27 protein-coding genes and 2 pseudogenes are annotated in these 25,776 nt (G+C 50.6%); 20 read left to right on the top strand and 9 right to left on the bottom strand.

What is annotated here, in order from left to right:
* Nucleotides 1-277: 277 nt before the first annotated feature.
* A complete protein-coding gene (locus RYZ59_RS23680; protein WP_000545262.1) occupies nt 278-1,831 on the bottom strand; it encodes an L-lactate permease in 1,554 nt (517 codons plus the stop codon).
* Between the two features lie 388 nt (nt 1,832-2,219).
* Between RYZ59_RS23680 and dld the strand changes: the two genes are divergently transcribed.
* From dld to RYZ59_RS23660, 4 genes are all read left to right on the top strand, one after another.
* Nucleotides 2,220-3,965, top strand: a complete 1,746-nt coding sequence (gene dld / locus RYZ59_RS23675; RefSeq protein WP_318050993.1) for a D-lactate dehydrogenase — start codon at nt 2,220-2,222, stop codon at nt 3,963-3,965.
* 74 nt (nt 3,966-4,039) lie between these two features.
* A complete protein-coding gene (locus RYZ59_RS23670; protein ID WP_001102105.1) occupies nt 4,040-4,759 on the top strand; it encodes a (Fe-S)-binding protein in 720 nt (239 codons plus the stop codon).
* A 10-nt stretch (nt 4,760-4,769) separates the two neighbouring features.
* Nucleotides 4,770-6,197 carry a LutB/LldF family L-lactate oxidation iron-sulfur protein gene (locus RYZ59_RS23665; RefSeq protein WP_000023896.1) on the top strand — a complete coding sequence of 476 codons (1,428 nt, stop codon included), beginning with the start codon at nt 4,770-4,772 and terminating at the stop codon, nt 6,195-6,197.
* Nucleotides 6,190-6,885, top strand: a complete 696-nt coding sequence (locus RYZ59_RS23660) for a lactate utilization protein C (protein ID WP_000370411.1) — start codon at nt 6,190-6,192, stop codon at nt 6,883-6,885. The genes RYZ59_RS23665 and RYZ59_RS23660 overlap by 8 nt, the downstream gene beginning before the upstream one ends.
* A gap of 49 nt (nt 6,886-6,934) precedes the next feature.
* Here the strand turns inward: RYZ59_RS23660 and RYZ59_RS23655 are convergent.
* The 3 genes and pseudogenes from RYZ59_RS23655 to RYZ59_RS23645 all read right to left on the bottom strand — a co-directional run.
* Nucleotides 6,935-7,348 (bottom strand): annotated as a pseudogene (locus tag RYZ59_RS23655) (gluconate permease); the annotation flags it as partial.
* A 236-nt stretch (nt 7,349-7,584) separates the two neighbouring features.
* Nucleotides 7,585-8,841: a GTPase gene (locus RYZ59_RS23650; RefSeq protein ID WP_040229904.1), complete on the bottom strand. Its 1,257-nt coding sequence runs from the start codon at nt 8,839-8,841 to the stop codon at nt 7,585-7,587.
* Nucleotides 8,842-8,902: 61 nt separating this feature from the next.
* Nucleotides 8,903-9,268, bottom strand: coding sequence for a hypothetical protein (locus RYZ59_RS23645; protein ID WP_040229907.1), 366 nt, complete (start codon nt 9,266-9,268; stop codon nt 8,903-8,905).
* A gap of 130 nt (nt 9,269-9,398) precedes the next feature.
* On the opposite strand from RYZ59_RS23645, the gene RYZ59_RS23640 reads away from it, so the two are divergent.
* Entirely contained in the window at nt 9,399-11,102 is a 1,704-nt protein-coding gene (locus RYZ59_RS23640) for a sigma 54-interacting transcriptional regulator (protein WP_040229908.1), read from the top strand.
* A 110-nt stretch (nt 11,103-11,212) separates the two neighbouring features.
* Here the strand turns inward: RYZ59_RS23640 and RYZ59_RS23635 are convergent, their stop codons facing one another.
* The 4 genes from RYZ59_RS23635 to RYZ59_RS23620 all read right to left on the bottom strand — a co-directional run bounded on the left by RYZ59_RS23635 (nt 11,213) and on the right by RYZ59_RS23620 (nt 13,014).
* Nucleotides 11,213-11,599 carry a putative zinc ribbon protein gene (locus RYZ59_RS23635; protein WP_174501323.1) on the bottom strand — a complete coding sequence of 129 codons (387 nt, stop codon included), beginning with the start codon at nt 11,597-11,599 and terminating at the stop codon, nt 11,213-11,215.
* Nucleotides 11,600-11,850: 251 nt separating this feature from the next.
* Nucleotides 11,851-12,012, bottom strand: a complete 162-nt coding sequence (locus RYZ59_RS24890) for a hypothetical protein (protein WP_001764219.1) — start codon at nt 12,010-12,012, stop codon at nt 11,851-11,853.
* Nucleotides 12,013-12,129: 117 nt separating this feature from the next.
* Entirely contained in the window at nt 12,130-12,336 is a 207-nt protein-coding gene (locus tag RYZ59_RS23625; protein WP_040229911.1) for a helix-turn-helix transcriptional regulator, read from the bottom strand.
* 102 nt (nt 12,337-12,438) lie between these two features.
* Nucleotides 12,439-13,014, bottom strand: coding sequence for an inovirus-type Gp2 protein (locus tag RYZ59_RS23620; protein WP_040229913.1), 576 nt, complete (start codon nt 13,012-13,014; stop codon nt 12,439-12,441).
* 1,194 nt (nt 13,015-14,208) lie between these two features.
* Here RYZ59_RS23620 and RYZ59_RS23615 point away from each other — a divergent pair.
* From RYZ59_RS23615 to RYZ59_RS23545, 15 genes and pseudogenes are all read left to right on the top strand, one after another.
* Nucleotides 14,209-15,312: a hypothetical protein gene (locus RYZ59_RS23615; protein ID WP_318050984.1), complete on the top strand. Its 1,104-nt coding sequence runs from the start codon at nt 14,209-14,211 to the stop codon at nt 15,310-15,312.
* A 167-nt stretch (nt 15,313-15,479) separates the two neighbouring features.
* On the top strand, nt 15,480-16,367 hold the full coding sequence (locus RYZ59_RS23610) for a GTPase family protein (RefSeq protein WP_038633742.1): 888 nt from the start codon (nt 15,480-15,482) through the stop codon (nt 16,365-16,367).
* Between the two features lie 205 nt (nt 16,368-16,572).
* On the top strand, nt 16,573-16,974 hold the full coding sequence (locus RYZ59_RS23605) for a hypothetical protein (RefSeq protein ID WP_000819262.1): 402 nt from the start codon (nt 16,573-16,575) through the stop codon (nt 16,972-16,974).
* Nucleotides 16,975-17,070: 96 nt separating this feature from the next.
* Nucleotides 17,071-17,538, top strand: coding sequence for a hypothetical protein (locus tag RYZ59_RS23600; protein ID WP_000727137.1), 468 nt, complete (start codon nt 17,071-17,073; stop codon nt 17,536-17,538).
* Nucleotides 17,539-17,728: 190 nt separating this feature from the next.
* Nucleotides 17,729-17,979 (top strand): annotated as a pseudogene (locus tag RYZ59_RS23595) (DUF905 family protein).
* 115 nt (nt 17,980-18,094) lie between these two features.
* Nucleotides 18,095-18,913, top strand: a complete 819-nt coding sequence (locus RYZ59_RS23590) for a DUF932 domain-containing protein (protein WP_001234374.1) — start codon at nt 18,095-18,097, stop codon at nt 18,911-18,913.
* Nucleotides 18,913-19,176 carry a hypothetical protein gene (locus tag RYZ59_RS23585; RefSeq protein WP_318050981.1) on the top strand — a complete coding sequence of 88 codons (264 nt, stop codon included), beginning with the start codon at nt 18,913-18,915 and terminating at the stop codon, nt 19,174-19,176. The genes RYZ59_RS23590 and RYZ59_RS23585 overlap by 1 nt, the downstream gene beginning before the upstream one ends.
* A 77-nt stretch (nt 19,177-19,253) precedes the next feature.
* Entirely contained in the window at nt 19,254-19,649 is a 396-nt protein-coding gene (locus tag RYZ59_RS23580) for an antirestriction protein (RefSeq protein WP_051594539.1), read from the top strand.
* A 52-nt stretch (nt 19,650-19,701) separates the two neighbouring features.
* Nucleotides 19,702-20,187 carry a RadC family protein gene (radC, locus tag RYZ59_RS23575; protein WP_038642868.1) on the top strand — a complete coding sequence of 162 codons (486 nt, stop codon included), beginning with the start codon at nt 19,702-19,704 and terminating at the stop codon, nt 20,185-20,187.
* An 11-nt stretch (nt 20,188-20,198) separates the two neighbouring features.
* Nucleotides 20,199-20,420 carry a DUF987 domain-containing protein gene (locus tag RYZ59_RS23570; protein ID WP_038633763.1) on the top strand — a complete coding sequence of 74 codons (222 nt, stop codon included), beginning with the start codon at nt 20,199-20,201 and terminating at the stop codon, nt 20,418-20,420.
* A gap of 22 nt (nt 20,421-20,442) precedes the next feature.
* Nucleotides 20,443-20,802 (top strand): type IV toxin-antitoxin system YeeU family antitoxin, encoded by a 360-nt coding sequence (locus tag RYZ59_RS23565; RefSeq protein ID WP_038633768.1) that lies wholly within the window; start codon nt 20,443-20,445, stop codon nt 20,800-20,802.
* A 48-nt stretch (nt 20,803-20,850) separates the two neighbouring features.
* Nucleotides 20,851-21,228 carry a TA system toxin CbtA family protein gene (locus RYZ59_RS23560; protein WP_040063377.1) on the top strand — a complete coding sequence of 126 codons (378 nt, stop codon included), beginning with the start codon at nt 20,851-20,853 and terminating at the stop codon, nt 21,226-21,228.
* The gene (locus RYZ59_RS23555; RefSeq protein WP_040063379.1) at nt 21,225-21,716 is read left to right on the top strand and encodes a DUF5983 family protein; all 492 of its coding nucleotides are present in this window, start codon (nt 21,225-21,227) and stop codon (nt 21,714-21,716) included. Before RYZ59_RS23560 ends, RYZ59_RS23555 begins: the two co-directional genes overlap by 4 nt.
* Before the next feature lie 29 nt (nt 21,717-21,745).
* The gene (locus RYZ59_RS23550; protein ID WP_038633777.1) at nt 21,746-21,940 is read left to right on the top strand and encodes a DUF957 domain-containing protein; all 195 of its coding nucleotides are present in this window, start codon (nt 21,746-21,748) and stop codon (nt 21,938-21,940) included.
* 80 nt (nt 21,941-22,020) lie between these two features.
* Entirely contained in the window at nt 22,021-22,869 is an 849-nt protein-coding gene (locus RYZ59_RS23545) for a DUF4942 domain-containing protein (protein ID WP_040229927.1), read from the top strand.
* An 834-nt stretch (nt 22,870-23,703) separates the two neighbouring features.
* Here the strand turns inward: RYZ59_RS23545 and RYZ59_RS23540 are convergent.
* A complete protein-coding gene (locus tag RYZ59_RS23540; RefSeq protein WP_318050973.1) occupies nt 23,704-25,425 on the bottom strand; it encodes a SulP family inorganic anion transporter in 1,722 nt (573 codons plus the stop codon).
* Nucleotides 25,426-25,776 lie beyond the last annotated feature (351 nt).

The following is a 25,776-nucleotide window of genomic DNA, read 5'->3' as shown; positions in this document are numbered from 1 at the left end:
CTGATAGAAACAGAAGCCACTGGAGCACCTCAAAAACACCATCATACACTAAATCAGTAAGTTGGCAGCATCACCGGAAAAGGCGTCGAACTTCTTCACCATCTTTTTCCAGAACAACATAACAACAATCCTCGATTTGAAACATCGGCGCTATTTTAGTCAGCGCCGACAAATCGTAAAGTCTGTTGCCTCGTTCCGTTCCCGGGGCGGTGTCAACCTTTTTGGTCACTATGTCGTCAAATTCGATTGCCGCGAATTTGACGGGGTTGACAATGGTTTACGCCATAAACCAGTAATAAAACAGACCGACTTTCAGGCCGAGGATCACAATGTAGGCGCAGCAGTATTTCATGGTGCCAGACATAATCTGGTTGGCCTGACCGTCCATTTTGGTGGCAGAAACTGCGATGGCGATGCTTTGCGGCGAAATCATTTTCCCCCCCGTAGCGCCAGAGGTATTGGCCGCCGCCAGCCAGTTAGGATCGATATGTAACTTGCTGGCGGCAATGGTTTGCAGCTTGCCGAACAGAATGTTCGAGTTGGTATCGCTGCCGGTCACGAACGTGCCCAGCGCGCCAATCACCGGGGCGAGGAAGACGTACGAGCTGCCGGTCAGATCGACAATCGACTGGGCCAGCGTGGAGATAATCCCGCTGAGATCCATCACCGTGGCCAGCGCGACGATCGCCATAATTGCGACGATAGAGTTTTTAAGCTGGAAAATCGTTTTGATAAATACTTCCAGCATCCCACGTGCGGACGCTCCCTGAATAAAACCGCCGATAATGGTCGCAAAGATGATCAGCATCCCCGGTGTGGTCGCCCATTCAACTTTCAGCGCCATCGTTTTGCCGTCAGCCAACGTGAAATGCAGCACCGAAGCCAGTTGGGATGCCGCGCCTTTTATTGTCGGGAACAGCGGCGAACACAGCAGGATAAACACAAAAATAAACAGATAAATAGAGCCAACCCGGAACAACACTTTTGCCGAGCGCGGCGTGGTTTCGCGGGTATGGCTGACCTCAATGCGCCACTCGGGATCGGTTTTCCCTTTGCGCAGGCGACTGACCATCGCCACGGCAAACAGGCTGACCAGGCTACCGGCAAAGGCGGGTAATTCCGCGCCAAGATGGATGGCGACAAAATATTGCGGAACCAGCGTGGAAATGCCGCAAATCAACGTGATCAGAAATACGCCGCGAATGGCTTTCAGGCCACCGCCAATAATGCAGACAATCACAAACGGCAGCAGGATATTAAACAGCGCGAGCTGCAAAATAATGGTTCCGCCTAAGGTATAAACCGGCAGATTAACCTGCTCTGCCAGAATAGAAACCGGGATCCCAACCGCGCCAAATGCGGTCGGAACGGTATTTGCTACGAGGGAAGCAATCGCCGCCTTCAACGGGTTGAATCCCAGCGCAATGAGAATACCGATCGGAATAGCGACCGCCGTGCCATAGCCCGCAGCGGCTTCAAGAAATCCACCAAAACACCATGAAATCAGCAGCACCTGAATACGCTTATCTTCGCTAATGCTGGCGAGAATATCGCGCAGAATATCCAGCGCTTTGGTCGCCTGCATGACGTTATAACTGAAGATAGCGCCGAGGATAACAATTACGATCGGCCATAGTCCCTTCAGTGCACCATAGCCTATCGCGGCTTTCAGATTCTGTGTGGGCATTTCCCAGAATATTGCCGATAGTGCAGCGGTGAATACCAAAGAGATCAGTACGGAATAATGGATGGGCATTTTTAATTTCAGTATTAAAAATACCATCAGCAGCAAAGGAGAGAGTGCCAGAGCAAACATTAAATATTCGTGCATTACAATTCCCGATTTACTTTTTTAGACTTAACTATATTTAGGGGGAAGGAGGCTACCTTAATAATAAAATAAAAAATGCAAACTGAATCGCTTCAGTGAAATAAAGTTACAAAGGTTAATAATTGTATAAATAATGTTATTTTTTTTATTAAATATGAATAACCACTAAATATAATAATACCCATTAGAGTTAATCATTAATAGGTATGAAATGGTCTTTGCAATAAATGAAATAAGCGTTTTGGCATCCAGTAAAAGAACGGAGTATGAATTATGTGGTAGTGGTAATTTCATTAAAAAATGTGAGCGGTGCCGAAAGAAATAAAATGGGGTATTGCATGTGGATATTGATTGAGGGAATATTCTGTTTTGTCGTACAAATGAACTTATGGCCATTTTCACTGGCCCTGATATAAGGAGCGGAGAGCCGCCCTCCATGAAACATACTGATAATAAGACCTTTTTGACAACTCTTACCCAATTGGTTGGCCCTGCTCATATCCTCACCGAACCGTCAAAAACTGCGCGTTACCGTAAGGGTTTTCGCTCGGGTCAGGGTGATGCTCTGGCGGTGGTTATCCCCGGCTCTTTGCTTGAACTCTGGAAAGTCCTTAGCGCCTGCGTTGAGGCCGATAAAATAATCCTGATGCAGGCGTCGAACACTGGCCTGACTGAGGGTTCGACGCCCAATGGTAATGATTACGACCGCGAGATCGTCATTATCAGCACGCTGCGGCTGGACAGTCTGCATGTGCTGGATGAGGGTAAGCAGGTGCTGGCTTATCCGGGCACCACGCTGTATTCGCTGGAAAAGGCGCTGAAGCCGTTTGGCCGTGAGCCGCATTCGGTGATTGGCTCTTCGTGCATCGGCGCGTCGGTTATCGGCGGTATCTGTAATAACTCCGGCGGTTCTCTGGTCCAGCGTGGCCCGGCTTATACCGAGATGTCGCTGTTTGCCCGTATTGATGAACAGGGACGCTTGCAGCTGGTCAATCACCTCGGCATTGAGCTAGGTCAGACGCCAGAGCAAATCCTTGCCCGGCTGGATAACAATGCGATTGAAGCCGTGCTCGTCAACCATGACGGGCGTCACGCGCACGATCACGACTATGTTAGCCGCGTGCGGGACATCAATGCCGACACGCCAGCACGTTACAACGCTGACCCGGATCGCCTGTTTGAATCCTCTGGCTGCGCGGGCAAGTTAGCGGTGTTTGCCGTACGTCTGGATACCTTTGAAGCCGAGAAGAACCAGCAGGTCTTTTATATCGGTACCAATCAGACTGATGTCCTGACTGAGATTCGCCGCCACATCCTGGCGAATTTTACAAACCTGCCGGTTGCTGGGGAGTATATGCACCGCGATATCTATGATATTGCAGAGAAATACAGCAAAGATACCTTCCTGATGATCGACAAACTTGGCACGGACAAAATGCCGTTCTTCTTCAACCTGAAGGGGCGTACCGAGGCCATACTTGAGAAGGTGAAGATCTTTCGCCCGCACTTTACCGACCGCGCGATGCAGGCTTTTAGCCATCTGTTCCCGAGCCATCTCCCGGCGCGGATGAAGACCTGGCGCGATAACTATGAACACCATCTGATGTTGAAAATGTCCGGTGAGGGTGTGGCCGAAGCCCAGGCATGGTTAACGGACTATTTTAAATCGGCCGAGGGCGCGTTCTTTACCTGTACCGCGGAAGAGGGCAGTAAGGCGTTTCTGCATCGTTTTGCCGCCGCGGGTGCTGCCATTCGTTATCAGGCCGTTCATTCTGACGAGGTTGAGGATATTCTCGCGCTGGATATTGCATTACGCCGCAATGATACCGAATGGTATGAGCATTTACCGGCGGAAATTGACAGTCAGTTGGTGCATAAACTCTATTACGGCCATTTTATGTGCCATGTATTCCATCAGGATTATATCGTTAAAAAAGGCGTAGATGCCCACGCGTTAAAAGGACAGATGCTGGAATTACTGCGCCAACGCGGAGCGCAATATCCGGCGGAACACAATGTCGGCCATCTGTATAAAGCGCCGGAAAATTTGGCACGTTTTTATCAGGAAAATGATCCGACCAACTCTATGAACCCAGGTATTGGTAAAACCAGCAAACATAAAAACTGGGCATGAAATACGAATGAACATTTGTTTGATATCGCGATATCAAGCGCAATAAACAGAAATGAAGCAATGGAGTAGTTATTGTGAATGTAAATTTCTTTGTCACCTGTATTGGTGACGCACTGAAATCACGGATGGCACGAGACTCCGTATTGCTGCTGGAAAAACTGGGTTGTCGCGTTAATTTCCCCGAGAAGCAAGGGTGTTGCGGTCAGCCAGCCATCAACAGCGGTTACATCAAAGAGGCGATCCCCGGGATGAAAAACCTGATCGCCGCGCTGGAAGACAACGACGATCCGATTATCTCCCCGGCGGGCTCCTGCACCTACGCGGTTAAAAGCTACCCGACGTATCTGGCCGATGAACCGGAATGGGCGCTGCGTGCTGAGAAAGTTTCCGCGCGTATGCAGGATCTCACCTCCTTTATCGTCAACAAACTGGGTGTGGTGGACGTTGGTGCCAGCCTGCAGGGCCGCGCTGTGTATCATCCTTCCTGTAGCCTGACCCGCAAACTGGGAGTGAAGGAAGAGCCGCTTACGCTGCTGAAAAACGTGCGCGGACTGGAGCTGTTGACGTTTGCCGATCAGGATACCTGTTGCGGCTTTGGCGGGACGTTCTCGGTCAAGATGGCCGAGATATCCGGTGAGATGGTGAAAGAGAAAGTATTACATCTGATGGACGCAAAGCCGGAATTTTTGATTGGCGCAGACGTTAGCTGCCTGCTGAACATTGGCGGTCGACTGCAACGGGAAGGCCAGCCGGTCAAAGTGATGCATATTGCTGAAGTGCTGATGAGCCGCTGAGGGGAAAGAGATGTCGATAAAAACCAGCGATGTAGAATTTAAACTGCGTATTCGTCAGCAGATAGAAGATCCGATTATGCGCAAAGCCGTGGCTAATGCGCAGGAGCGTATCGGCGCGAATCGGCAAAAAATGGTCGATGAGTTAGGCCACTGGGAAGAATGGCGCGATCGTGCCAGCCAGATCCGCGATCACGTTCTGAGCAACCTCGACGCTTACCTGTACCAACTCTCCGAGAAAGTGACGGAAAACGGCGGACACGTCTATTTCGCCAAAACCAAAGAAGATGCCACTCGCTACATTTTGCAGGTCGCGCAGAGTAAAAATGCGCAGAAGGTGGTGAAGTCCAAGTCGATGGTGACCGAAGAAATCGGCGTCAACCATGTGTTGCAGGATGCCGGAATCCAGGTGATCGAAACCGATCTCGGGGAATATATCCTGCAGTTGGATCAGGATCCGCCTTCGCACGTCGTGGTTCCGGCGATTCATAAAGATCGCTACCAGATCCGCCGCGTGCTGAACGAACGTCTGGGGTACGACGGCCCGGAAACCCCGGAAGCTATGACCTTGTTCATTCGTCAGAAGATCCGCGAGGATTTCCTCAGTGCCGAAATCGGTATTACTGGCTGTAACTTTGCCGTGGCGGAAACCGGCTCGGTGTGTCTGGTGACCAACGAAGGCAACGCGCGCATGTGCACCACGCTACCGAAAACGCACATTGCGGTGATGGGCATGGAGCGTATCGCGCCGACCTTTGCCGAGGTGGATGTGCTGATTACCATGCTGGCGCGCAGCGCCGTGGGCGCACGTCTGACGGGCTACAACACCTGGCTGACCGGCCCGCGTGAGGCGGACAACGTTGACGGACCGGAAGAGTTCCATCTGGTGATTGTCGATAACGGTCGCTCGCAGGTGCTGGGCTCAGAGTTTCGCGATGTGCTGCGCTGCATCCGCTGCGGAGCCTGTATGAACACCTGTCCGGCGTACCGCCACATCGGCGGGCACGGCTATGGCTCTATCTATCCCGGCCCTATCGGCGCGGTGATTTCTCCGCTGCTCGGCGGCTATAAAGATTTTAAAGACCTGCCGTACGCCTGTTCTTTGTGCACGGCTTGTGACAGCGTCTGCCCGGTGCGTATTCCGTTGTCAAAACTGATCCTGCGTCATCGCCGGGTGATGGCCGAGGAGGGCATTACGCCGAAAGCCGAGCGACGGGCGATCAAGATGTTCGCCTATGCCAATAGCCATCCGGGGCTGTGGAAAGTCGGGATGATGGCGGGCGCGCATGCGGCGAGCTGGTTTATCAATGGCGGCAAAACCCCGCTCAAGGTTGGCGCGATTGGTGACTGGATGGAGGCGCGCGATCTGCCTGATGCTGACGGCGAGAGCTTCCGCAGCTGGTTTAAGAAACATCAGGCGCAGGAGAAAAAGAATGGATAACCGTACCGCGTTTTTAAACACCATCGCCCAGGCGCTGGGTCGCCCGCTGCGCTTCGAACCGCAAGCGGATGCCGCACCGGTTAACAACTATGCCAACGAGCGCCTGACCGAGCTTAGCCCCGAGCAGCGCTGCTCTGCGTTTATCCAGTTTGCCAGCGAAGTGATGCTGGCCCGCTGCGAACTGACCAGCGAGGACCAGGCCGCAGACGCGGCACTGCGCCTGTGCGAAGAATTGGGTCAGCAGCCGGTGGTGCTGAGCGGCGACAGCCGGCTGGTGGAGCTGGGCATCACCGAACGCTTGCAGCAGGAATGCAACGCCGTGGTCTGGGATCCGGCGCGTGGTAGCGAAAATATTACCCAGGCCGAGCAGGCGAAAGTCGGCGTGGTGTATGCCGAATATGGCCTGACCGAGTCCGGCGGCGTGGTGCTGTTTTCCGCACCGGAGCGCGGGCGCTCCCTGAGCCTGTTGCCGGAGTCCTCTATTTTCGTGCTGCGTAAAAGCACCATCCTGCCGCGCGTGGCGCAGCTGGCAGAAAAACTGCATCAGAAAGCACAGGCCGGTGAGCGTATGCCATCGTGCATTAATATCATCAGTGGACCCAGCTCGACGGCGGATATTGAGCTTATCAAGGTGGTTGGGGTGCATGGTCCGGTGAAGGCGGTATATCTGATTATTGAGGATTGTTGAGGCAGGATGGAAAACCGCTCTGGCGCTGTGGGCCAGAGCGGTATCAACGTTATGCAATCATGCTGATGATCAACACGATTATCAGGCCAACCACGGAGTTTACCAGCTCCAGCAGACCCCAGGTTTTCAGCGTATCCTTCACCGACAGATCAAAGTAGCCTTTGAACAGCCAGAACGAAGCATCGTTGATATGGGTCAGCGTGTTGGAGCCAGCCGCTGTTGCCAGCACCAGCAACGCCGGGTCGACGCCCACCAGTTGACCGGTTGCCGGGTCGAGGATTGCTGCGCTAATAATCCCCGCCGCCGTCATGGCTGAGACCACGCCCTGACCCGTTGCCAGACGGATCAGCACGGTTATCAACCACGCCATGATGTAGGGAGAAATATTGCCGTGTGACATCAGCATGCCGATGGTATCGCCGATGCCGGTATCGATAATGGTTTGCTTCAGTACGCCGCCTGCCACTGACTGCCGGAGCAGGGACTGCGCTGACTCTGTAAATCCGCCGCTCTGTACGTTGGGATTGTTAATCCGAGTAACTAAGTAACACGCTATACCTTGACTCCTTATGCTTACATGCTTGCACATCGTTACGGCACAAAATTCAACTGTGGCAAAGCAAGTGCGCTGTTGCGTTCTCTTGAGTCCGAAGAAAATGACGAAACCAGGAGCATGCCCCTGGCTTAGTTATATCGACGTTATTTCTGCTCGGCTTTCAGGTGTGCGGTCTCTTTACCCTGCGCCTCTAACTGATTTACCACCCAGTCAAACACGACCTGTGTGCCGATCGGACCATCCTGCGACAAGCGCGGATCAGGGTCAAAGGCCGTTTCAATCACATAGGGGTTCTGAAGGCGTGTTTTGGCGACGTGAACCATCCTATCTTTATCATTCGGGCGCAGCATATCCACCTTGTTCAGACAGACCAACACAGGCTTGCCCTCCGCCTTTAACTTCTCCAGTGTCTGCACATCATGACCTGACACACCACGGTTGACGTCTACCACCAGCAGGAACAGATCGGTATGCTTGATATTATCATTCACCAAGTCATTGACCTCGGAACGCACGTCGTGAAATCCAGGGAAGTTAATAAGTTTAATAGTACCTGTGTGACCAAGGTCATACACCTTAGTATCGGATGTAGAGCCAGCAATAGGATTGATATTGCCGGTATCAACACCGAATACGCTTTTAAAGAGCGCATCTTTGCCGACGGAACCATCTCCCACTACGCTGATAGTCAGGCGTTTTAATACGTTCTGACGCAGCATCGCGATATGTACGATCGCCGGAACCGTCTTACGAAACGCAGGGCCTGCAATTTCTACCGCCAGCCATGCACCGGAAGCTATCCAACCAATTGGCCCCAGGAATGCACCGACACCGCGTACCAGAGCAGCATTTGCCGCAAAGTTGAGGCCATTACCCATCAGCGAGCGGGCCAGCATGTTGGCCAGAATAACGGACATCCGATACACCGCAAAGCCGCCAAACTGGTTCAGCATCACCTGTGAGGCCATTAATGTACCCGCCAGAATTGCCCCCTGATCTTTCTCGGAAAGGTTCATCGAACGCATTAACGCACTGCGTTCTTCATCACTCATTTTTTTCAGTGCATCGGAAAAGAGATGCTGAATGATGAACTCTTCGTTGAGCTCTACCGACATGTTTTTGTTGACCCCTTTAACCTTAAGCTTTTCGCCAACATCACAGACGATTTCTTCATATTCCACACCTTCGCCACTGCGAAACAGGCTGGCAATATCATTGCTGCCCATTTTGCGCAGGTAATGGGCAATTTTTTCAGCATCGGAACGGGTGCTGCTGCGCTCCATCTGTACCTTCAATTCTTCCTTGGTGGTGCTAAGATAGCCAAGCAGTGGCGTAATATCTTCTTTGTTCTGTGCCAGCGAGCGTTGTAATACATCAACGAGTGAAAGAGTTTTGTTCATTATTTTTTCCTTTTAAACAGGTACTGCGCCATACCGCTGCACCTGCGTTCACTGTATAAAGTTAGGCTAATGCCAAGACAAGATTATCGCTACCCGCTACCGGATAAATGGTAATACGCATCTGCGCTAAAGCTGCGCCTGCCGCACTCCCGAGCAGCGCGCCGGTCAACGCGCCAAGCATGCCGCCGCACATCGCCCCCACCACCGTTCCGGTTGCCGCCCCTGCGGCACAAAAAACAATCACACGCCCGGTTGAAGCATCTTTAAACTGAACCGTAATACGGTGCGCTTTGCAGAAATCACGCAGTTCGCTTTCAACGTTTTGCAGCAAGCTAGCCGGGATTTCGAAGCGTGTCCCTTTGGCTTTCACGGCAATAAAGGCTAACAGTTTACTGATCTGGTCTGGACTCGCAATTTGGATATTCATCGTTTTATCTCTTCGTTTGTGTGTAGTGATATAACTAATGCGAATTGCGTGCCAACTTTCAAATAAAAAATTAATCGTTACTTATCAAATAATTATAAATTTCATGTTATGTTGACTTCATTGTCTAGTGATGAAAACATTATTTAATATTTTACTTAATGATGAAATCGACACTGTGGATATTCGAATTATCAATTTTAGCGAAGAGAAACGTCCCGCCGATTTGGCGCTGTATTGGTATCAGGCCGGCTTGAAATCATCCCGCCAACAGACGGTTTCACTTACCGGTGATATCACAGACATGATTTCGCAGGCCGTAATGGATGAATGGAAGCAGGCGCTGAATCTGCTTGTGAAACAGGAAAATATCAAAGCACTGGAGAAAAGATATCCGAACTTTATGCAGTGGATCGCGTTAATTACCGCTCAAGGACCCGGTGTTGTATTACAAAATGAACATAACCTATTTTCCGACTTAGCGATAACGGATCCCTACGATCAGGTTAATGACCGCCTCTTTGTCAGTCAGGCGCGAACTATCGTGACGCGCAAAACGGTTTTTTTGTTGCCAGACAGCTCGCCATCAAGCTCAGCGCTGTATCGGGAGGATGACCGTAACGAATTTATCCGTTCCCTTTCTGCATTCCTCAGCGCAGGAAATACCTCTATTGCACTGGCAAAATCCGGAAATAAAACCGGCGGAGATGTTTCAATTTTCAACACCGTGCTGGCGTCGCTGTTTGCCAGGACTTCGCAATTACGGTTGGATGAAGACACAGGTATTCACATCAAGCATGGCCCCTTGCTTATCGAGGGAGATACCGGCACTGGAAAAAGCGCGGCGGCTAAACATCTGGCTACGAAGATGGGTAAAGCAATGGTTGAAATTAACCTTGCCGCAGTCAGTGAAACATTGCTGGAAACCCGCATGCGGGGATCAACGAAAGGTGCATTTACCGACGCGATCGACAAAAATGGCTTTTTTGAAGAAGCACATAATGGTGTGCTCTTCCTGGATGAATTGCAAAGCGCAAGTTTGGCCTCACAAACACAGTTACTGGATTTATTGTCCGCTATCAGTAACGACGTCTGGATCAGCAAAGTGGGGGAGGATGCGTCGAAGACAAAATACGATGTCAAAGTGGTACTCGCGGTCAATGAGCCTGTCTCGCGCCTGCTGGCCGAAGGTCGGTTACGCCGCGATTTGTTTCACCGTATCCGAGACGTAGTGAAATTCAAATCACTCAACGAGCTGTTTGCTGAGGACCGTGCTCACGCGTTGTTAACACTCATCCTCACGCTCTACCGATGGAAATCCTTTAACCAGCCCGTTTTTGCCAGCGATGGAAAATCGATGCAGGCGCTGTCGCAGCTTTTTACGGTTTATGAAGAGGGTGTTATAGATAAAATATTGTGCGCTCCTTGGCCAGGAAACTTTCGCCAACTAGAACGCTTTGCGTGGGATCTCTTCTTTGTCCTCGGTGACAGAACCAGAGTGACCAACGAGATTATTGACAGTCTGCTCAAAGAGGAAGCAAATCGTATTCCTGCCTCGTTTATTGAAGCACAGCAAATCAACAACGAGCAAACTGCCCCCACAATATTCAGCGAAGTGGAAAACATTATCAAAAAAAACCATTTCAACTTGAAAGCCTCACTGCCTGAACTCGGTGTGTATCGTCTGCGAACCTACAATGCTCTGAAAGGATTCATTCGCGAAAACAGAGCTCAGTTCAGTAAGGGATTTCTGGCTGACTCCAAAATTACGAAGATCATCACCTCCGAGATTGCAGGACGGAAGGGACCTGAAAACTATAAGCCGATCACTTCTTAAGGGCGGGCTGAAATGGTCTGATGAACTGTGACAAACTTCCGGAAATATCACTAAAGCAACTGGATAGAGCATTAATGTTACCAGCGGTACGTCAACAAAGAATCTGATGTTTATTTTTTGCGCATATGCTGTCCGCACTCCGGACAGCAGCGAATACCATAATCTTCATGCTGACAGAGCACGCAGAAGTAATCCTTTTTTGAAGGCGCTGTGGCGTATATATCATCACGTTCCATCAGTGCATTCACAGCCTGGTCAAAAGTGGATACCGATTTATCCTGGGTAATGCTCCGGTACTCACAATGCGTTAACCTGCGTTCGTCAGCGTCTTCCAAGTTATGTTCGAAATAACCTCCGCTGTTATGCGTCCAGTGCAGACGCAGGGGATTGTTGCAGGAACGGTAGAACCAGATCCCCCGTGAATGCGGAGCCAAATCCCAGAGGTGAGTGACTACGCCCTCGTGGTCAAGGGCGGTACGAATAGTGCGAAATTGCATGGTGTAAATACTGTCATGGGATCCTGATTGCAGGTGGAAGATAACGCAGGTGTATTCTGCGCAACGTTCGGTACTGTGGTCACCGGTACGACAGGGCAGGCAGTAGCGCTCGCTGAAGCAACCAAGGCGGTGCCCGTCGGCCTTGCGTACCAATGGTAACGACGCAGCATGCGTTTCCGTCGCGCCTCCAGCGGCTCACGGGGCACATACGGGCAGTGGCGTCCGTTCTCCGCCAGATCTTCCCATGTGTGCTAGAACCACGGGTGGTTGGAGGCCCATTCAGGGTGGAATGCCAGCGCACTGCTGCAGAGGTGGCAAGAGTAGCGGTCGTAAGGGGAAATCTGTGCAGTGGTGGCGCCTGTAAGAAGCTGATTGCCATCAAGCGCGATAAAAGATTTGGCGTAAATCGTCATAGTATTGGTCCTTTGCCATGCGATGCGCAGGCGTAAGCCGTCCCGGGGAGGGCAGCACTGTGGGTCATACGGTCGTTAGAGTTAAATCAGGTGGGAGATGTGACTGCGTTCGATAGGTTACCGCCGGGACTGAGCAATGCGTTGCTGCAGCCAGGCTTCCACTTCGCTCTGCAACCAGCGGGAGCTACGCCCAAGCTTAATGGGTTTTGGGAATTCACCCAATGAAATCAATTTGTAGAACCATTTGTCGGTTAAGCCGGTGAGCTGCGTAATGAAGGCCATATCGACAAACTTATCGTTAAGCAGGCGGTTTGGTGTGGTCATCGTTTGTTCTCCGTTGGTGATAGGGGAGAAGAAGCCAGGTATTCGAATGGTGCAGACTTCTTCAAACGATGACGCACTGGCGTGATTTTTTACCGGATAGATTCAGCTCCGCTTACGCCGCCTGCCACTGACTGCCGGAGCAGGGACTGCGCTGACTCTGTAAATCCGGCGCTCTGTACGCTGCGACTGTTTACCCAGATAGCTCAGGATGTACTGCATACCTTCCCTTCCTCTGCGATCTGAAAAGTTGATTACTCGTTCACCTCGCACCCGGTAATGTCCCTTAGGCTCACACCGGTGCGCGTAGCCTTCTCCGTCCGTGATGTCTTCCCACAGCGACTGGATGGCTTTCCAGAAGCACCAGGCCTTCCGGTGGCTCTGACCATTGATATAAAACGCCGCATGAATGTGGTAACGGTGATCTCCCCCATATTCCATTACCCAGGCATATCCCTCCAGACCAGATATCTCTGCGCATTGCTCAGTCAGCCATGTCATCTCAGCCACCAGTTGATGAATATCACCATACGCGTATGAATCAGAGTTTTTCCTGTATGCAAAATCCACCCGAAGCAGGAGTAATTTCGAATGACAGTCAAATAACCGGTCCTGATGGTTAAATAATACTGACTGAAGAGAACAGTCTGGTTTGTGGTTTGAGTTGATTACGTATTCCATGATAAATATCCCATAACAGTTATTGGTCATGAGATTACGGGAGAGATTAATTTTTTATGCAGAATACCGATTCAGGCTTTCAGCCATTAAAGTATGTTTCTTGAGTATCATTTTTCACACGTGCTGTAACAGTAATTTCTTATCGTGCAATGGAATGGATGTTCATCACACAGAAAAGTCTGACAATCATTATGATTTACGGCAAAGAATAAACAATGATGTTAGTAATCATTGAACGTACCGGGATGTCTGAAAAGAAATCATCACCCGGTAGACGAAGGAATACTGTACTTACTGAAGAGTCAGTATTCATGGATACAAAGGTGTAAGCAGTTGGATAAATAACACATCTTTTATAAAATAACACTAATAACCTTAATGTTTCTTTTCACACCGTCAGTAACCTCCAGAGAATACACACACTACGCAGGTTTAAGTTATTCACACCCTGGTGTTAAAATGATATTAGCCACCATTTCTGTCTTCCGGACTTGATACCTGTACAGGCATGTGTTCATGAAAGATTTGTATACGCACACTTTTTGACTCCCGGAACTGGTCACCCTGCCACTGTAATATTTACTGCAATAGTATCTTGCCGTTATTTATACCGATACGGGGTTTATTTTCTGATTACTCCCCCGGTATTTTCAGGCACAAAAAACGTGGAAGTAAGAGAGTAATTATTGGTTACTCAGGAAAAACATTCCATGCGCGGCCCGGAAAACATGAAAAAAGGTAAATTCATGACGGGCTAACGTATTTATTTTCGAGGGGAAACTGCATTCTCCCCGGCGATAACAATCAGACCACAGAATGCTCTGCAACTGGATGACAGGATAAGATACTCCCTGACCAGGTAAACACAGTCGGAAAAACAGTCTTGCTGTAAGACGCTGATCGGAAGTAACGGAACACCCTCAGTCGCCTGAAAAGACAGTCAGAATCGTTTTCACCTTAAAATCATGTCATAACAATCTGAAACAACAGAAAAAAACAAACACAAAAAAATGACAAGCAAAGTATATATAATTCATTTAATTCAATGAATTAATAGGAAATCATAAGCTCTGAATAATGCTTAAAAGGCTATGTTTTACCATGCCGGTACTGTGATCTAATCACTCTTAATTCAGAGCTTTATACGATATAATTCGGAGGTATAAAAACAGAACCAGTATTCGGGAGAGCAGAATGAGAAGGGACGGACTGAATGATTTTTATGAAGTGAACTTTCTGAGGTTAAGGGAGATAGATGCCACGTATCCATCGGAACCCATACGTTACGTGGACCTGGCTGACATATACAGCTTCATCAGCTTTAAAGATGCAGAATGTGAAAAAATACCGCCTGATAAACTTTCCACTAAAAAAAGAAAAACGCAGGTAACAGACGGCTACGCATGCAATCTTTTGTCGGACATTCTTAAATATGAGAATTCATTACGCCCTGGCTCATCCCGTTCTCTCGCGGGAACGCATAAATATTTGAAGCTTCATTGCGAAGCAACCCCAGAATATAAAGAAGAACTGAAGAAAAATCTTATTCACAAAGAAGATGTGCTACTTAAAATCCAGACTGAATATAACAAAATAAAAAATAAAGCATCCGGAAAAATCACAATAATCCCAATCAGCTTTCACCTCAACTGCAAGACAAATGGAATACTTGAACACATCATCGATGACTTAACCATAATTAACATAGCCTTTTCCTCGATGATGAGTAAAATAAAACATCGCACAATGTACAGCCGGATAGCCGGACATGTAAGACTGGGCATGCTGGACGAGAATTTTGAGCCTTTCGCCCATGTGTTATTTTTTATTCAGGACGGGGCTGTCAGTCATGACTTTATCAGGGAAATTATTGAGGTCTGGTACTCTTTCATCCCTGAAGACATTGAATGCCTGGTGGGTATTTCTGGTTTTGACTTTAATTTCTTACTCAACTTCCAGCGTGAAGTCATCAACAAACAAAAAAGTTCTCCCACGCCAGGAGGAATAGACTTTTTCATATCCGACATACTGAATCCGTTCCCTGATGTCACTGCACCTGGCTATCGGCGTCATGAACCCTGCACATTATTCCCCCGTCTGCTCAGAAGAACAGAAAGGGAAGATAACATCAACAGACCCCACCGACGACGTCTTGCTGACAGGGAGGCAGAAATCAGTGCGACTAAAAAAAAGAGTGGTTATGACAAACTGAAAAACACACCAGCAATTCACAGGGAATATTTTTTAAGAATTGCAAAAAAAATCAACAAAATTCCTTTTATGCGTACCATAAACTGAATCAACATATCTGTGGGGGGGCGCTCGCCCCTGCTGATATCTGGATTAAATGCTATATCCGCATTTTTAAATTTTTCTCAGTTATATATCACCTCAGTGAATTCCCTCCCGTTTACGTCAGTCAGGCCATCCATCCGTGATGGCCATTTTATTATGCCGAGGCTTATATGAAACATCCTTCGGGCTATGCCCTTATCCGTCGCCATCTGCGGCGCTATCCCCGTATTCTGCGGCAGCATCTTCTCCGGGAGCTCAGCCGCCTCGTCGCGTATGAACCCGTGATTGGCATCATGGGCAAGACCGGCGTCGGCAAATCCTCGCTGTGTAATGCGTTGTTCCGGAGTGAAGTCTGTGCGGTGAATGCCGTGGAGGCCTGTACCCGTCAGCCTCAGCGTGTACGTCTGCGCTTCGGTAACCATTACCTGACGCTGGTGGATTTACCCGGTGCGGGAGAGAGCATCAGCCGTGACAACGAATACCGTGAGCTGTACCGCGAACTCATGCCACAACTCGATATGGTGCTGTGGGTGCTCAAGGCCGATGACCGCGCATTCTCGGTGGAAGAGCTTTTTTATCAGGAGGTATTCGCACAATACAGCGGACCGCTGCCACCGGTGTTATGGGTCCTCAACCAGGTGGATAAAACCGAACCTGCAGCGCACTGGAACTGGTTATCGGCGCAGCCATCAGCATTGCAGGCTGAACGTATTATACAGAAACAACAGACCGTGGCCCGTCAGATGGGAACCGCAGAGACGAATATTCTTCCGGTGTCAGTCAGGGGGCGGTACCACCTTCCCCGTCTGGTGGAGGCGATGATTACCCGTCTCCCAAAGCAGGCCCGCAGCCCGCTGGTGCCTCACCTGCAAAGCGGGTACCACACCCCCGGCATTATCACTACCGCCCGCAACAGCTTTGGCGATGCCGTGGTGGAAGTGATTGACGCGGTCATCGACCAAGCCCCGTTGCCGCAGGTTGCACGTTGCGCGCTCCGGACAGTCACACACACCGTGGCCCGTGCTGCCCGGACCGTCTGGTCCTTCTTCTTTGGCTGACTTCCGCATCGATAAGCCTGTCTTCCGTTTCGATAAATAATCTGGCTCTGTCACGATCGATTTTGTCGATCGACCTGATCGGTTTTATTCATTGTTCATGATGAATTTCCGGTTATAGAATCCCTCAGGGATACTGTATTCAGCCATTTACTGATTAAAAATCAATGCGATGAATTGCAGGAATGCCTTCATCCGGAGAAAAGTAATGAAAAGGTTTTTTATGGCGCTGACCGCCAGTCTGTTGTTCACCTCACTTCCCTCCCTGGCCGGTAGCGATATGCCCGTTAAAGTGGAGGTCAGCCATGCCGGCCATGAGTGCTATGGCTGCATCTATGTCACCGTGACAGCAAAAACCGACACCGTTCTGATAAAGAAAATCGATGTTAACAGGGGAAAATGCCCGATGCTGACACACCGAAAAATAGCCTACAGGGGCCGGAATGTGGATGGCTGGTGGCCCACAGATAAACCGTTCACACCCCGTAAAATGACCTTCGCTGAGAGTGTCTTCTGGAAATTTGGTCACACTTTGGATTTTGGTAAAGCCTGCAATTTTGTTGAGGCCCGGGTGTTCACCGATCAGGGCACATTCACCGTCAGCCAGTGATATCGCCAGTATCACTTATCAGCCCTCTTTCTTAACGCGTCTCAATGTCTTCAGGAGAGACCCGTATCGTCTTAACCATCACCCTCAGGGAATACTATGAAAAAGAAAATACTGCTTTTCACTCTTCTGATATCTGCTCTGACTCCGGCAGTGTCACAGGCCTTCGGTAACCGTGATACCTGGGCCAGCGGCTGGGGTCAGGGCGTGTCTGAGTTTGTAATTCTGGGGAAAGGACAGTCACAGCTTTACCTGACCTGCGAAGACACCGGCTCACAAGCGGCCACCCTGACCTTCACCGACGCAAACGGTCATCAGGTCAGGATGGATAACGGCCAGTCGCTGGACATGAAAATTGACGATGAGGAGCCTGTCAGCGTCAGTGACAGCGAGTCACATGTGGGCTCAGACAACGTGGCATGGGCATGGGATAAACTGCGCACCGGTAAGCGGGTCATTGTGTCCGGGGAGGGCGTAAAGGCAGCCGTGTTTACGCTTAACGGTGCGGGGAAGGTCCTTCCCGCGTTCGGGGACAGCGGCTGTCTGCCGAAATATGCCCTGCCGTAATAAAGACAGGTAACGCCTTTTTTCTGAATTCATTCACGCTCACGACAACAGGAACCTCAGTCCATGACGCATATCCCGGTTCAGGCAGCACACACCCGCCAGCCCTGACCACTGCATCAGTATTTCACACCGCCGACGCCCTGCTCATTTGAGCGGGGCGTTTTCTTTTGTTTCTCATCAGGGATCAGATATGCAGACCACTGATAATGCGTCGCTGCCACCCGGCCCCTTCACCCGCCGACAGGCGGAAGCCATGGCCGCACGCTATCTCAACGTCACCGTCGAAGACGACCAGGGCCCCATTTTCGTCTGGTCATCCGCGACTGCCGTGGCATGCTGATATGGCGGGACTGGAATTTTGCCCCGCAGGCCGGAGAGATGCTGAACCGCTATCTCATCAGCGACGGTATTCCTGTGTCACCACAGCCACTGAGCCACTGAGCGGCGAAGTCCTGCTCATTTTTCAACAGAACACAGTCCCCCACAGGCCATGCACCTTCCGGAGCATGGCCTTTCTGCTTTTATGCCCTTTAACCCGATATCAGAGGTATTAACCATGCGCTTAGCCAGCCGTTTTGGTGCGGCCAGTCTCGTACGCCGCGACCGCCCACTGACCCGTGATGAACTGGCACACTATGTGCCCAGCGTATTCAGTGAAGAAAAGCACGAATCACGCTCAGAACGTTATACGTATATCCCGACCATCACACTGCTTGATAATCTGCAGCGGGAAGGCTTCCAGCCGTTCTTTGCCTGCCAGACCCGCGTTCGCGACCTGAATAAACGCGACCACACAAAGCACATGCTGCGTCTGCGGCGTGAGGGGCAAATCACCGGCAAACAGGTCCCCGAAATCATCCTGCTTAACAGCCACGACGGCTCCAGCTCATACCAGATGCTGCCGGGCCTGTTTCGCTTTGTCTGCCAGAACGGACTTGTCTGTGGCGAAACCTTTGGTGAGGTTCGCGTACCGCACAAGGGGAATGTGGTGGATAAAGTCATTGAAGGGGCTTATGAGGTGCTGGGGATATTTGACCGGGTGGAGGAGAAGCGGGATGCCATGCAGTCACTGCTACTTCCTCCGCCGGCACAACAGGCGTTTGCCAGAGCCGCCCTGACGTACCGCTTTGGGGAAGAGCACCAGCCGGTGACGGAAGCACAGATTCTGTCTGCGCGACGCTGGCAGGATGAAAGTTCCGACCTGTGGACCACCTACCAGCGTATCCAGGAAAACCTGATTAAAGGCGGTCTGCCGGGCAGAACAACGAAAGGTAAACGGGCCCACACCCGTGCGGTTAACGGCATTGACGGCGACGTGAAGCTCAACCGCGCCCTGTGGGTAATGGCGGAAAGCCTGCTCGGGAGCCTGAAGTAATGCAGTGTATTCCTGGCGGCGTGATTCAGGTTTCGCCACATCCGTTCTCCCTGATCAGTGAGCAAAGCTGCCGCTACATCTCTGATGACGACCTGTGCGCCTGGTGCTCTCACCTTCTTTATCGTCCCGGTGAACTCAGCCAGTGCAGCATAAGTATCCCTGAGGGGCACTGGCCTTCACGCTGTGATGATGATGGCTATGTGCAGTTCTGTCCGTCACTTTGTCACAACAACCCACATGAAAATACAAAGGAAATCAAATGAACAACATACTCACCCTGACCAGTCCGGTGACTGAATCTCTCACCTCACCACGTACTGATACAGACCGCATCGAATGCATGCCCGTACCCGATGAACAGCGTGCCGCCTTCTGGCCGCAGCAGTTTGGCAGCATACCGCAGTGGATAACCCTTGAACCCCACATTTTTGGCTGGATGGACCGGTTTTGCAGGGACTACAGCGGCGGGATATGGAATTTCTTTACCCTCAGCAATGGCGGTGCATTTATGGCCCCGGAGAACGAAAACGATGAGAAATGGACACTGTTTAACAGCATGAACGGTAACGGCGCAGAGATGAGCGCTGAGGCTGCCGGGATAGCCGTCTGCCTTATCGCTTACAGTCATCACGCCTGCCGCACCGAATGCAATGCCATGACGGAGCACTATTATCGCCTGCGGGACTATACCCTGCTGCACCCGGACTGCCACGCAATTATGCGTATCATTGATTAGGGGAATAACCATGACGAATCCGGCCCCCTTACCCACGTCATCGCAGCCTGATATGTTCCCGTCACTGACCTCACCACACCAGGAAGTCCCCCTGTCCCCGTATGCCCGGCGAACGTTACGGCGGGCAATGAACCTGCTGGAGCGCCAGTTGCGTGAACCCGGTGTGGCCTTCACCTCCGCCGGTGCCACCCGGGACTGGCTGCGTCTGCGCCTGGCAGGGGAAGAGCGCGAAGTGTTTATGGTGCTGTTCCTCGACAACCAGAACCGCCTCATTGCCCACGAGATACTGTTCACCGGCACTATCAGTCATACCGAAGTCCATCCCCGGGAAGTGGTGAAAGCCGCCCTGAAACATAACGCAGCCGCCGTCATCGTTGCCCATAACCATCCGTCAGGGCTGGCGGAGCCCAGCCAGGCTGACCGCCGCCTCACGGAACGTCTTAAGCAGGCACTGGACCTGGTGGATATCCGCCTGCCGGACCATCTGGTGGTTGGCGGCATGGAAGTAGTGTCATTCGCTGAACGCGGCTGGCTGTAAGGAGAGCAGCGATGAAGATTATCAGCAAACGTCAGGCGATGGCGCTATATCGCCAGCATCCTGAGTCCAGGCTGTTTCGCTTCTGTTCCGGAAAATACGCCTGGTCCGGCAGCGTCTGCCACTATGCAGGGAAGGAGGTCCAGGATATCAGCGGCGTCCTGGCCGTGTTCGCTGAACGTCGCCAGGACCGCAACGGCCCGTATGTCGTTCTGCGCAGCGTCACCCTCAGTTAACTCATATTCAAGGAGCACGACCTTGTTGAATAAAACACTGCCGGCAAATCATCATATTTCTGAACCGTGGTGGGGACTGAAACGTAATATCACCCCGTGCTTCGGTGCACGGCTGGTACAGGAAGGCAACCGGCTGCATTATCTGGCCGACCGCGCCAGCATCACCGGGACATTCACCGACGCGGATTTGCGCCATCTCGACCAAGCGTTTCCGGTACTGCTGAAGCAAATGGAACTGATGCTGGTTTCCGGCGAACTCAGTCCCCGCCATCAGCACTGCGTCACGCTGTATGCAAAGGGACTGACCTGCGAGGCTGACTCACTCGGATCGCATGGCTATATCTATATAGCGATTTATCCGACACCATCAGTAACGTCATAACCCCCGCAACACCTTTCTTTTTACCCCTTCAACAACGAGATACCCCTTATGCAAACACAACCCGTATCCCCGGCACGGGAGGCTTCTCCACGTCTGTCACCCGTGGAGATTTGGCAGCGACTTCTGAGCCACCTGCTGGATCATCACTACGGTCTGGCGCTAAACGACACGCCGTTTGGCAACGACGACGTGATTCAGGAGCACATTGACGCCGGTATTTCCCTGTGTGATGCCGTCAATTTTATCGTCGAAAAATACGATCTGGTACGCACTGACCGTTACGGATCCAGCACTACAGAGCAGTCACCGCTTATCAGCAGTATCGATATTCTCCGCGCCCGTAAGGCCTGTGGACTGATGACACGTAACGGCTACAGAGCGGTGACAGATATCACTACAGGCAAATACAGCAAGATGACCCGATGAAGCTGTCTCTCAACGTGGAAGCTGATGCCATCAACGTTCTGGCCCTCAACATGGGGCGTATCGCAGTGGATGTCGATGGTATTGAATTGTCCGAACTGATCGCCGCGGTAAACCAGAACGGCTGCTCACTGCGGATCGCGGATGAACCTGGGAAGATCGCCGTTGAATTCCCACGGCCCCCTTTTACATCATTACCGGGGATGTGCTGCAGTACTGCGCACCTCACGGAGGAAGACAATTCACTGTTGTACGCCCTGTCACATCAGCGCGAAGACTTCGGCGAGTCGGAATGGATTATGTACACTGGTTCAGGTTATCTGATTCGCCTGTATGCCTGGTCGTTTCCGGTATTACGGCTCAAACGCCTCGGACTGTCGAAAGCCTGCCGCCGGTTAGTGATAACGCTTATCCGTCGCTACGCCGTTGGCATTGTTCATCTGGATGCCTTTGGCGAAGTGCTGCCCGGCTTTGACGTTTTCGACTGGTAACCCCACCTCAATCACCACAAGGTTTTCACATGCCAGAATTAACCACTGAAACCGCTCTCGATATTTTGATTTGCTTGCTGCAGGACAACATCTGTTGCGACAACGGGATTATCTTCGATAACGACGAAGTAAATACCGATTCAGCCGTGCTGTTGCCATGGATTGAACAGGCACTCAGGGATGTTCGCGATCTTCAGCGTCTGCAGCAGACCAGTACAGATTAATTACCTGTCCGTACTCATCACTTACCCATAAGCGCCAGCCCTCACCGACTGGCACTTTGCTTTATATAAGGAAATAAATGATGTCAGACCTTACTCTTAACGAACCCGAAGTATTAACCGGCCACACAGACGTTATTTGCTCCACCAGCATTGAGCGCATCGTCACCGGACGTAATGCGGCGCTGGCGCAGATTGAAGTGCTCATGCAACAACTTAGCGATATTGCAACACTGACCCGCAGTATTGGCGGTAAAACCGCTCTGGACTGGGCCATGAAGCAGGAATTCCGCCGTGGTTGCTGGTTGATGGAAAAACCAGAAACAGCGATGAAAGCCATTACCCGTAATCTCGATCGTGGTATATGGCGCGATTTAATGAAAAAGTCAGGGATGCTTTCCATCATGGACGCTCAGGCTCGTGATCAGTGGTACAGAAATCTTGGGGGGGAGAACATTCCTGCAGTCAGCGAAGCCAACATTCTGAGCACTTTTGAGCAACTGTATCTGAATAAAGGTGATGTGTTTGAGCGGGGTGTCATTAACGTCTTCAAAGGGTTGAGCTGGGATTTTAAGACGAACAGCCCCTGTAAATTTGGAGGGAAAATCATCGTCAGTGGGCTAGTCAAATGTGACCGGTGGGGATTTGGGCTTCTCTGGGGCTGGCAACGCGATCGGTTAGCTGACCTTGAGCGGATGCTGATGCTTCTGGACGGAAAACCGGTTCCCGACAACCGTGCCGACGTCACCCGTCGTCTCGCCAATCATATCCATGAAAACAGGCACAGCAATCGTTACGAGGATGAGATGTTTGCAATCAAATACTTTCAGAAGGGAACTGCTCATATCACCTTTAAGCGGCAAGAACTGGTCGATAAGCTGAATGACATCATCGCACGTCACTACCCTGGAATGCTGGCATCCGGACAGTAATCAGGGGCCTGCACATATGTGAAATGTCAGTATCAGTGCAGAGTTAAACAAACCCCTTGCCAGGTTCGCCTGCTTATGGACAATATGATACTGACGTTCCTGGTGCTTTTCTTCTGGTGGTTTGTTACTGGATTCTGTAACGCACCAGGAGCGTCACCAGACAAAGGACCATCATAAAGTATCAACACATCAGCCTGAGGCGAGTATCCCACTTATCGTCACCGATTCGGGTTTCGGATTCATACCAATCGGGAATGAGGGTACAAATGAGGGCACAAATATAATCACATCAAAAATTTTACTTATAAATCATAAAGATAAAACAAAAGATCGATTCCGAGTCCGGCACCACTATTTAGAAAAACCCGCCTATGGCGGGTTTTTTGCTATTGGAGAAACGGAGTCTCCATCGAACTCCATTCGATTATTCGCCGCCAGGAGCTCCCCTCTCTGGTCACTGCGCCAGTGCGTTGTGTAACCACAAATACCATTCGAAGCATCAACGCCTCACCCATGACGACAGTTTAACCTTCTCAGGGAACCATCATGGTACTGAAAAATGCAGCGGTATCAGGCACACCTCTATTTCTGACGTGCTTAACGTAGGCCAGGGCAGCCATTTTCTGCTATGGCAAACGGCAGATATGGCCAGGCTGGAAAGTGATTCACCACCATCAGTTGCTTATAAACCTGATTCCACTCCCCCCCCATGAGGTTCGGATATAAACAGAGGGCCCCGGCGTTTTGTTGGTTGCGCAAAATCAGCCACGGGCTGGTTTTCTCACTGTCTGGATTCCGGCCAATATCCAGCCTGAGCATTTTCCTAAATTTGGTTTATTCAACAACGCTGGGTTCATCCTCATTCATGCTTTCTTTGCTTTGAATGAACCGGAGCGCCAAATAAAGGTCTGGCGCCAGAATCATGTCGTCATCTTTCATTGTTGGTCGACTATCCTTAAACCAGCGTGTTAACTCGGTTTTACGCCCTGCAAGAATTAACTTAATCTGTCGACCTTTCAGGTCCCGCTTTAACTCATTAATGGTTGCCAGGACGCTGATATCTGAATAGGTAAAGCAAGACACGGCGTCAATGACCACCCATTTCGGTTGTAACACTGCACCATCGACTAAATTCAAAACGCGGCGTTTAAAATAAGCCACATTAAAATAGGTCAGCGGTGAGTTAAATCGGTACATCAACACGCCGGGGATCATTTTCACATCGGTTGAATTACCTAATGAGTGAATCATCCCATTTTCGTCAATTCCCAATAAGTGTTCAGTAGGACGAAAAACTGTGCGCAGGAACTGCAACAGGCCAAGCAATACCGCAAGGCCAATCCCCTGAATAACACCAATAACCAGAACACAACCAAAGGTGAAGAACGCCAGGCGAAATGCAGGCTTATTTCTTCGCCTTAGATTCCAGAGTCCGCGTAAATCAATCAATGACCACGATGCATATATTAGAACAATGCCTAATGCAGAGACCGGAATAAATTGTAATGGCTGCGTGAAAAATACCACAACGATTCCGATGATTAAGGCTGCAACAACGGAAACCAGCTGGCTTTTCCCTCCCGTGGAATCATTTACCGCAGTCCGGGAATCGGCTCCGCTAATCGCAAACCCCTGAGATAAACCAGACATCAGATTCGCAACCCCCAACGCCCTGAACTCAGCATCAGCATTTATTTCATATCCATTTTTCGCGGCAAAACTGCGAGCGGTCAGCATCAGGCTAACAAAACTGACTAGAGCCAGGTTCAGTGCGGGGATCAATAAATCACGCGCCAGACCCGGCTTAAACGAGCCCCAGTGGACGACAGGCAAACCAGGCTGAAAGCCCGCCCCCCCAATAGTGGCAATACCATACTGCTGTGCAGATGTGATCCAGACCAGCGCCGTTGTTATCACAATGGCAATCAACGGTGCTGGCCATTGGCTACGAAACGTTTTGATCGCCATTAAAATAGCTAACGTTAAGATAGAGATCCCTAAGGTTAAGAAATGAATTTCTGAGAGTCGGCCTGGCAGGGCAATGATCTTCTCAATCACTTGCGCTTCATCAAGCGTAATCCCCAGCACCTTACCGAGTTGCCCAACAATAATCGTCACGGCAACACCGTTAAGCAGACCCGTTAGAATGGGATGAGAAAGCAGGTCAGCAAGCGCACCCAGGCGGAATTTACTGGCAAGCAGGCACCATCCTCCCATCATCACAGTCATGACGATTGTTAACTGCCAGTGAAGTTCTGGGTTTCCGGCAGAAAGAGGAACCACAACGGCCGCAATCACCGCGCAGGTCGTGGCATCAGGGCCAACAATCAATTGGCGGGAGGAACCAAACAGCGCATAAGCTAGCATTGGCAAAACGCAGGAATATAACCCGACGATAGCCCCAACTCCCGCCAACTCAGCGTAAGCAATCGCAACCGGTAGTGCTACGGCAGCAACGGATAACCCAGCTTTAACATCATGTTTTAGCCAGCTTTTATCGTACGCTAATAAATTTTTCAGCCCTGGCATGTAGTTTAATACCATTTTTCCGAGCACTTTATTCTCCGGATAGACTCTCACTCATAGATAAAGGTACACGTAACTGCCGCGGGAGATCCTGATATTTTCGGGGGAGTAATACAGGAAATTCAGACTGGGTATTAAAGGGAGCAGCCTAATGAGGAAATCAAGAATGTTTGCAAAGTGAGGGCATGGACAAATTCTGGGTCTGGCACAAGGAGGGACGCCGCATCCGCCTGTTTCCGGAAAAACACGCAGACGCAAAAAAGCCCATCCGTCAGGATGGGCTTCTTCACTTATTTGATGCCTAGCAGTTCCCTACTCTCGCATGGGGAGACCCCACACTACCATCGGCGCTACGGCGTTTCACTTCTGAGTTCGGCATGG

This window comes from Citrobacter sp. HN-141 (assembly GCF_033341895.1).
Classification (GTDB): Bacteria; Pseudomonadota; Gammaproteobacteria; order Enterobacterales; family Enterobacteriaceae; genus Citrobacter.
This window is presented reverse-complemented; position numbering and strand designations above follow the sequence as displayed.

Excerpts from the sequence above, each read along its gene's own strand:
- RYZ59_RS23680 (WP_000545262.1), bottom strand. The coding sequence starts at position 1,831 with ATGCACGAATATTTAATGTTTGCTCTGGCACTCTCTCCTTTGCTGCTG.
- RYZ59_RS24890 (WP_001764219.1), bottom strand. The coding sequence starts at position 12,012 with ATGACGATTTACGCCAAATCTTTTATCGCGCTTGATGGCAATCAGCTT.
- RYZ59_RS23555 (WP_040063379.1), top strand. The coding sequence starts at position 21,225 with ATGAAGCTGTCTCTCAACGTGGAAGCTGATGCCATCAACGTTCTGGCC.
- RYZ59_RS23615 (WP_318050984.1), top strand. The coding sequence starts at position 14,209 with ATGAGAAGGGACGGACTGAATGATTTTTATGAAGTGAACTTTCTGAGG.
- RYZ59_RS23665 (WP_000023896.1), top strand. The coding sequence starts at position 4,770 with ATGTCGATAAAAACCAGCGATGTAGAATTTAAACTGCGTATTCGTCAG.
- RYZ59_RS23600 (WP_000727137.1), top strand. The coding sequence starts at position 17,071 with ATGAAAAAGAAAATACTGCTTTTCACTCTTCTGATATCTGCTCTGACT.
- RYZ59_RS23640 (WP_040229908.1), top strand. The coding sequence starts at position 9,399 with ATGAAAACATTATTTAATATTTTACTTAATGATGAAATCGACACTGTG.
- RYZ59_RS23650 (WP_040229904.1), bottom strand. The coding sequence starts at position 8,841 with ATGAACAAAACTCTTTCACTCGTTGATGTATTACAACGCTCGCTGGCA.
- RYZ59_RS23625 (WP_040229911.1), bottom strand. The coding sequence starts at position 12,336 with ATGACCACACCAAACCGCCTGCTTAACGATAAGTTTGTCGATATGGCC.
- dld (WP_318050993.1), top strand. The coding sequence starts at position 2,220 with ATGGCCATTTTCACTGGCCCTGATATAAGGAGCGGAGAGCCGCCCTCC.
- RYZ59_RS23605 (WP_000819262.1), top strand. The coding sequence starts at position 16,573 with ATGAAAAGGTTTTTTATGGCGCTGACCGCCAGTCTGTTGTTCACCTCA.
- RYZ59_RS23580 (WP_051594539.1), top strand. The coding sequence starts at position 19,254 with ATGCCCGTACCCGATGAACAGCGTGCCGCCTTCTGGCCGCAGCAGTTT.
- RYZ59_RS23550 (WP_038633777.1), top strand. The coding sequence starts at position 21,746 with ATGCCAGAATTAACCACTGAAACCGCTCTCGATATTTTGATTTGCTTG.
- RYZ59_RS23590 (WP_001234374.1), top strand. The coding sequence starts at position 18,095 with ATGCGCTTAGCCAGCCGTTTTGGTGCGGCCAGTCTCGTACGCCGCGAC.
- RYZ59_RS23570 (WP_038633763.1), top strand. The coding sequence starts at position 20,199 with ATGAAGATTATCAGCAAACGTCAGGCGATGGCGCTATATCGCCAGCAT.
- radC (WP_038642868.1), top strand. The coding sequence starts at position 19,702 with ATGTTCCCGTCACTGACCTCACCACACCAGGAAGTCCCCCTGTCCCCG.
- RYZ59_RS23560 (WP_040063377.1), top strand. The coding sequence starts at position 20,851 with ATGCAAACACAACCCGTATCCCCGGCACGGGAGGCTTCTCCACGTCTG.
- RYZ59_RS23545 (WP_040229927.1), top strand. The coding sequence starts at position 22,021 with ATGTCAGACCTTACTCTTAACGAACCCGAAGTATTAACCGGCCACACA.
- RYZ59_RS23585 (WP_318050981.1), top strand. The coding sequence starts at position 18,913 with ATGCAGTGTATTCCTGGCGGCGTGATTCAGGTTTCGCCACATCCGTTC.
- RYZ59_RS23660 (WP_000370411.1), top strand. The coding sequence starts at position 6,190 with ATGGATAACCGTACCGCGTTTTTAAACACCATCGCCCAGGCGCTGGGT.
- RYZ59_RS23645 (WP_040229907.1), bottom strand. The coding sequence starts at position 9,268 with ATGAATATCCAAATTGCGAGTCCAGACCAGATCAGTAAACTGTTAGCC.
- RYZ59_RS23635 (WP_174501323.1), bottom strand. The coding sequence starts at position 11,599 with ATGCAATTTCGCACTATTCGTACCGCCCTTGACCACGAGGGCGTAGTC.
- RYZ59_RS23620 (WP_040229913.1), bottom strand. The coding sequence starts at position 13,014 with ATGGAATACGTAATCAACTCAAACCACAAACCAGACTGTTCTCTTCAG.
- RYZ59_RS23610 (WP_038633742.1), top strand. The coding sequence starts at position 15,480 with ATGAAACATCCTTCGGGCTATGCCCTTATCCGTCGCCATCTGCGGCGC.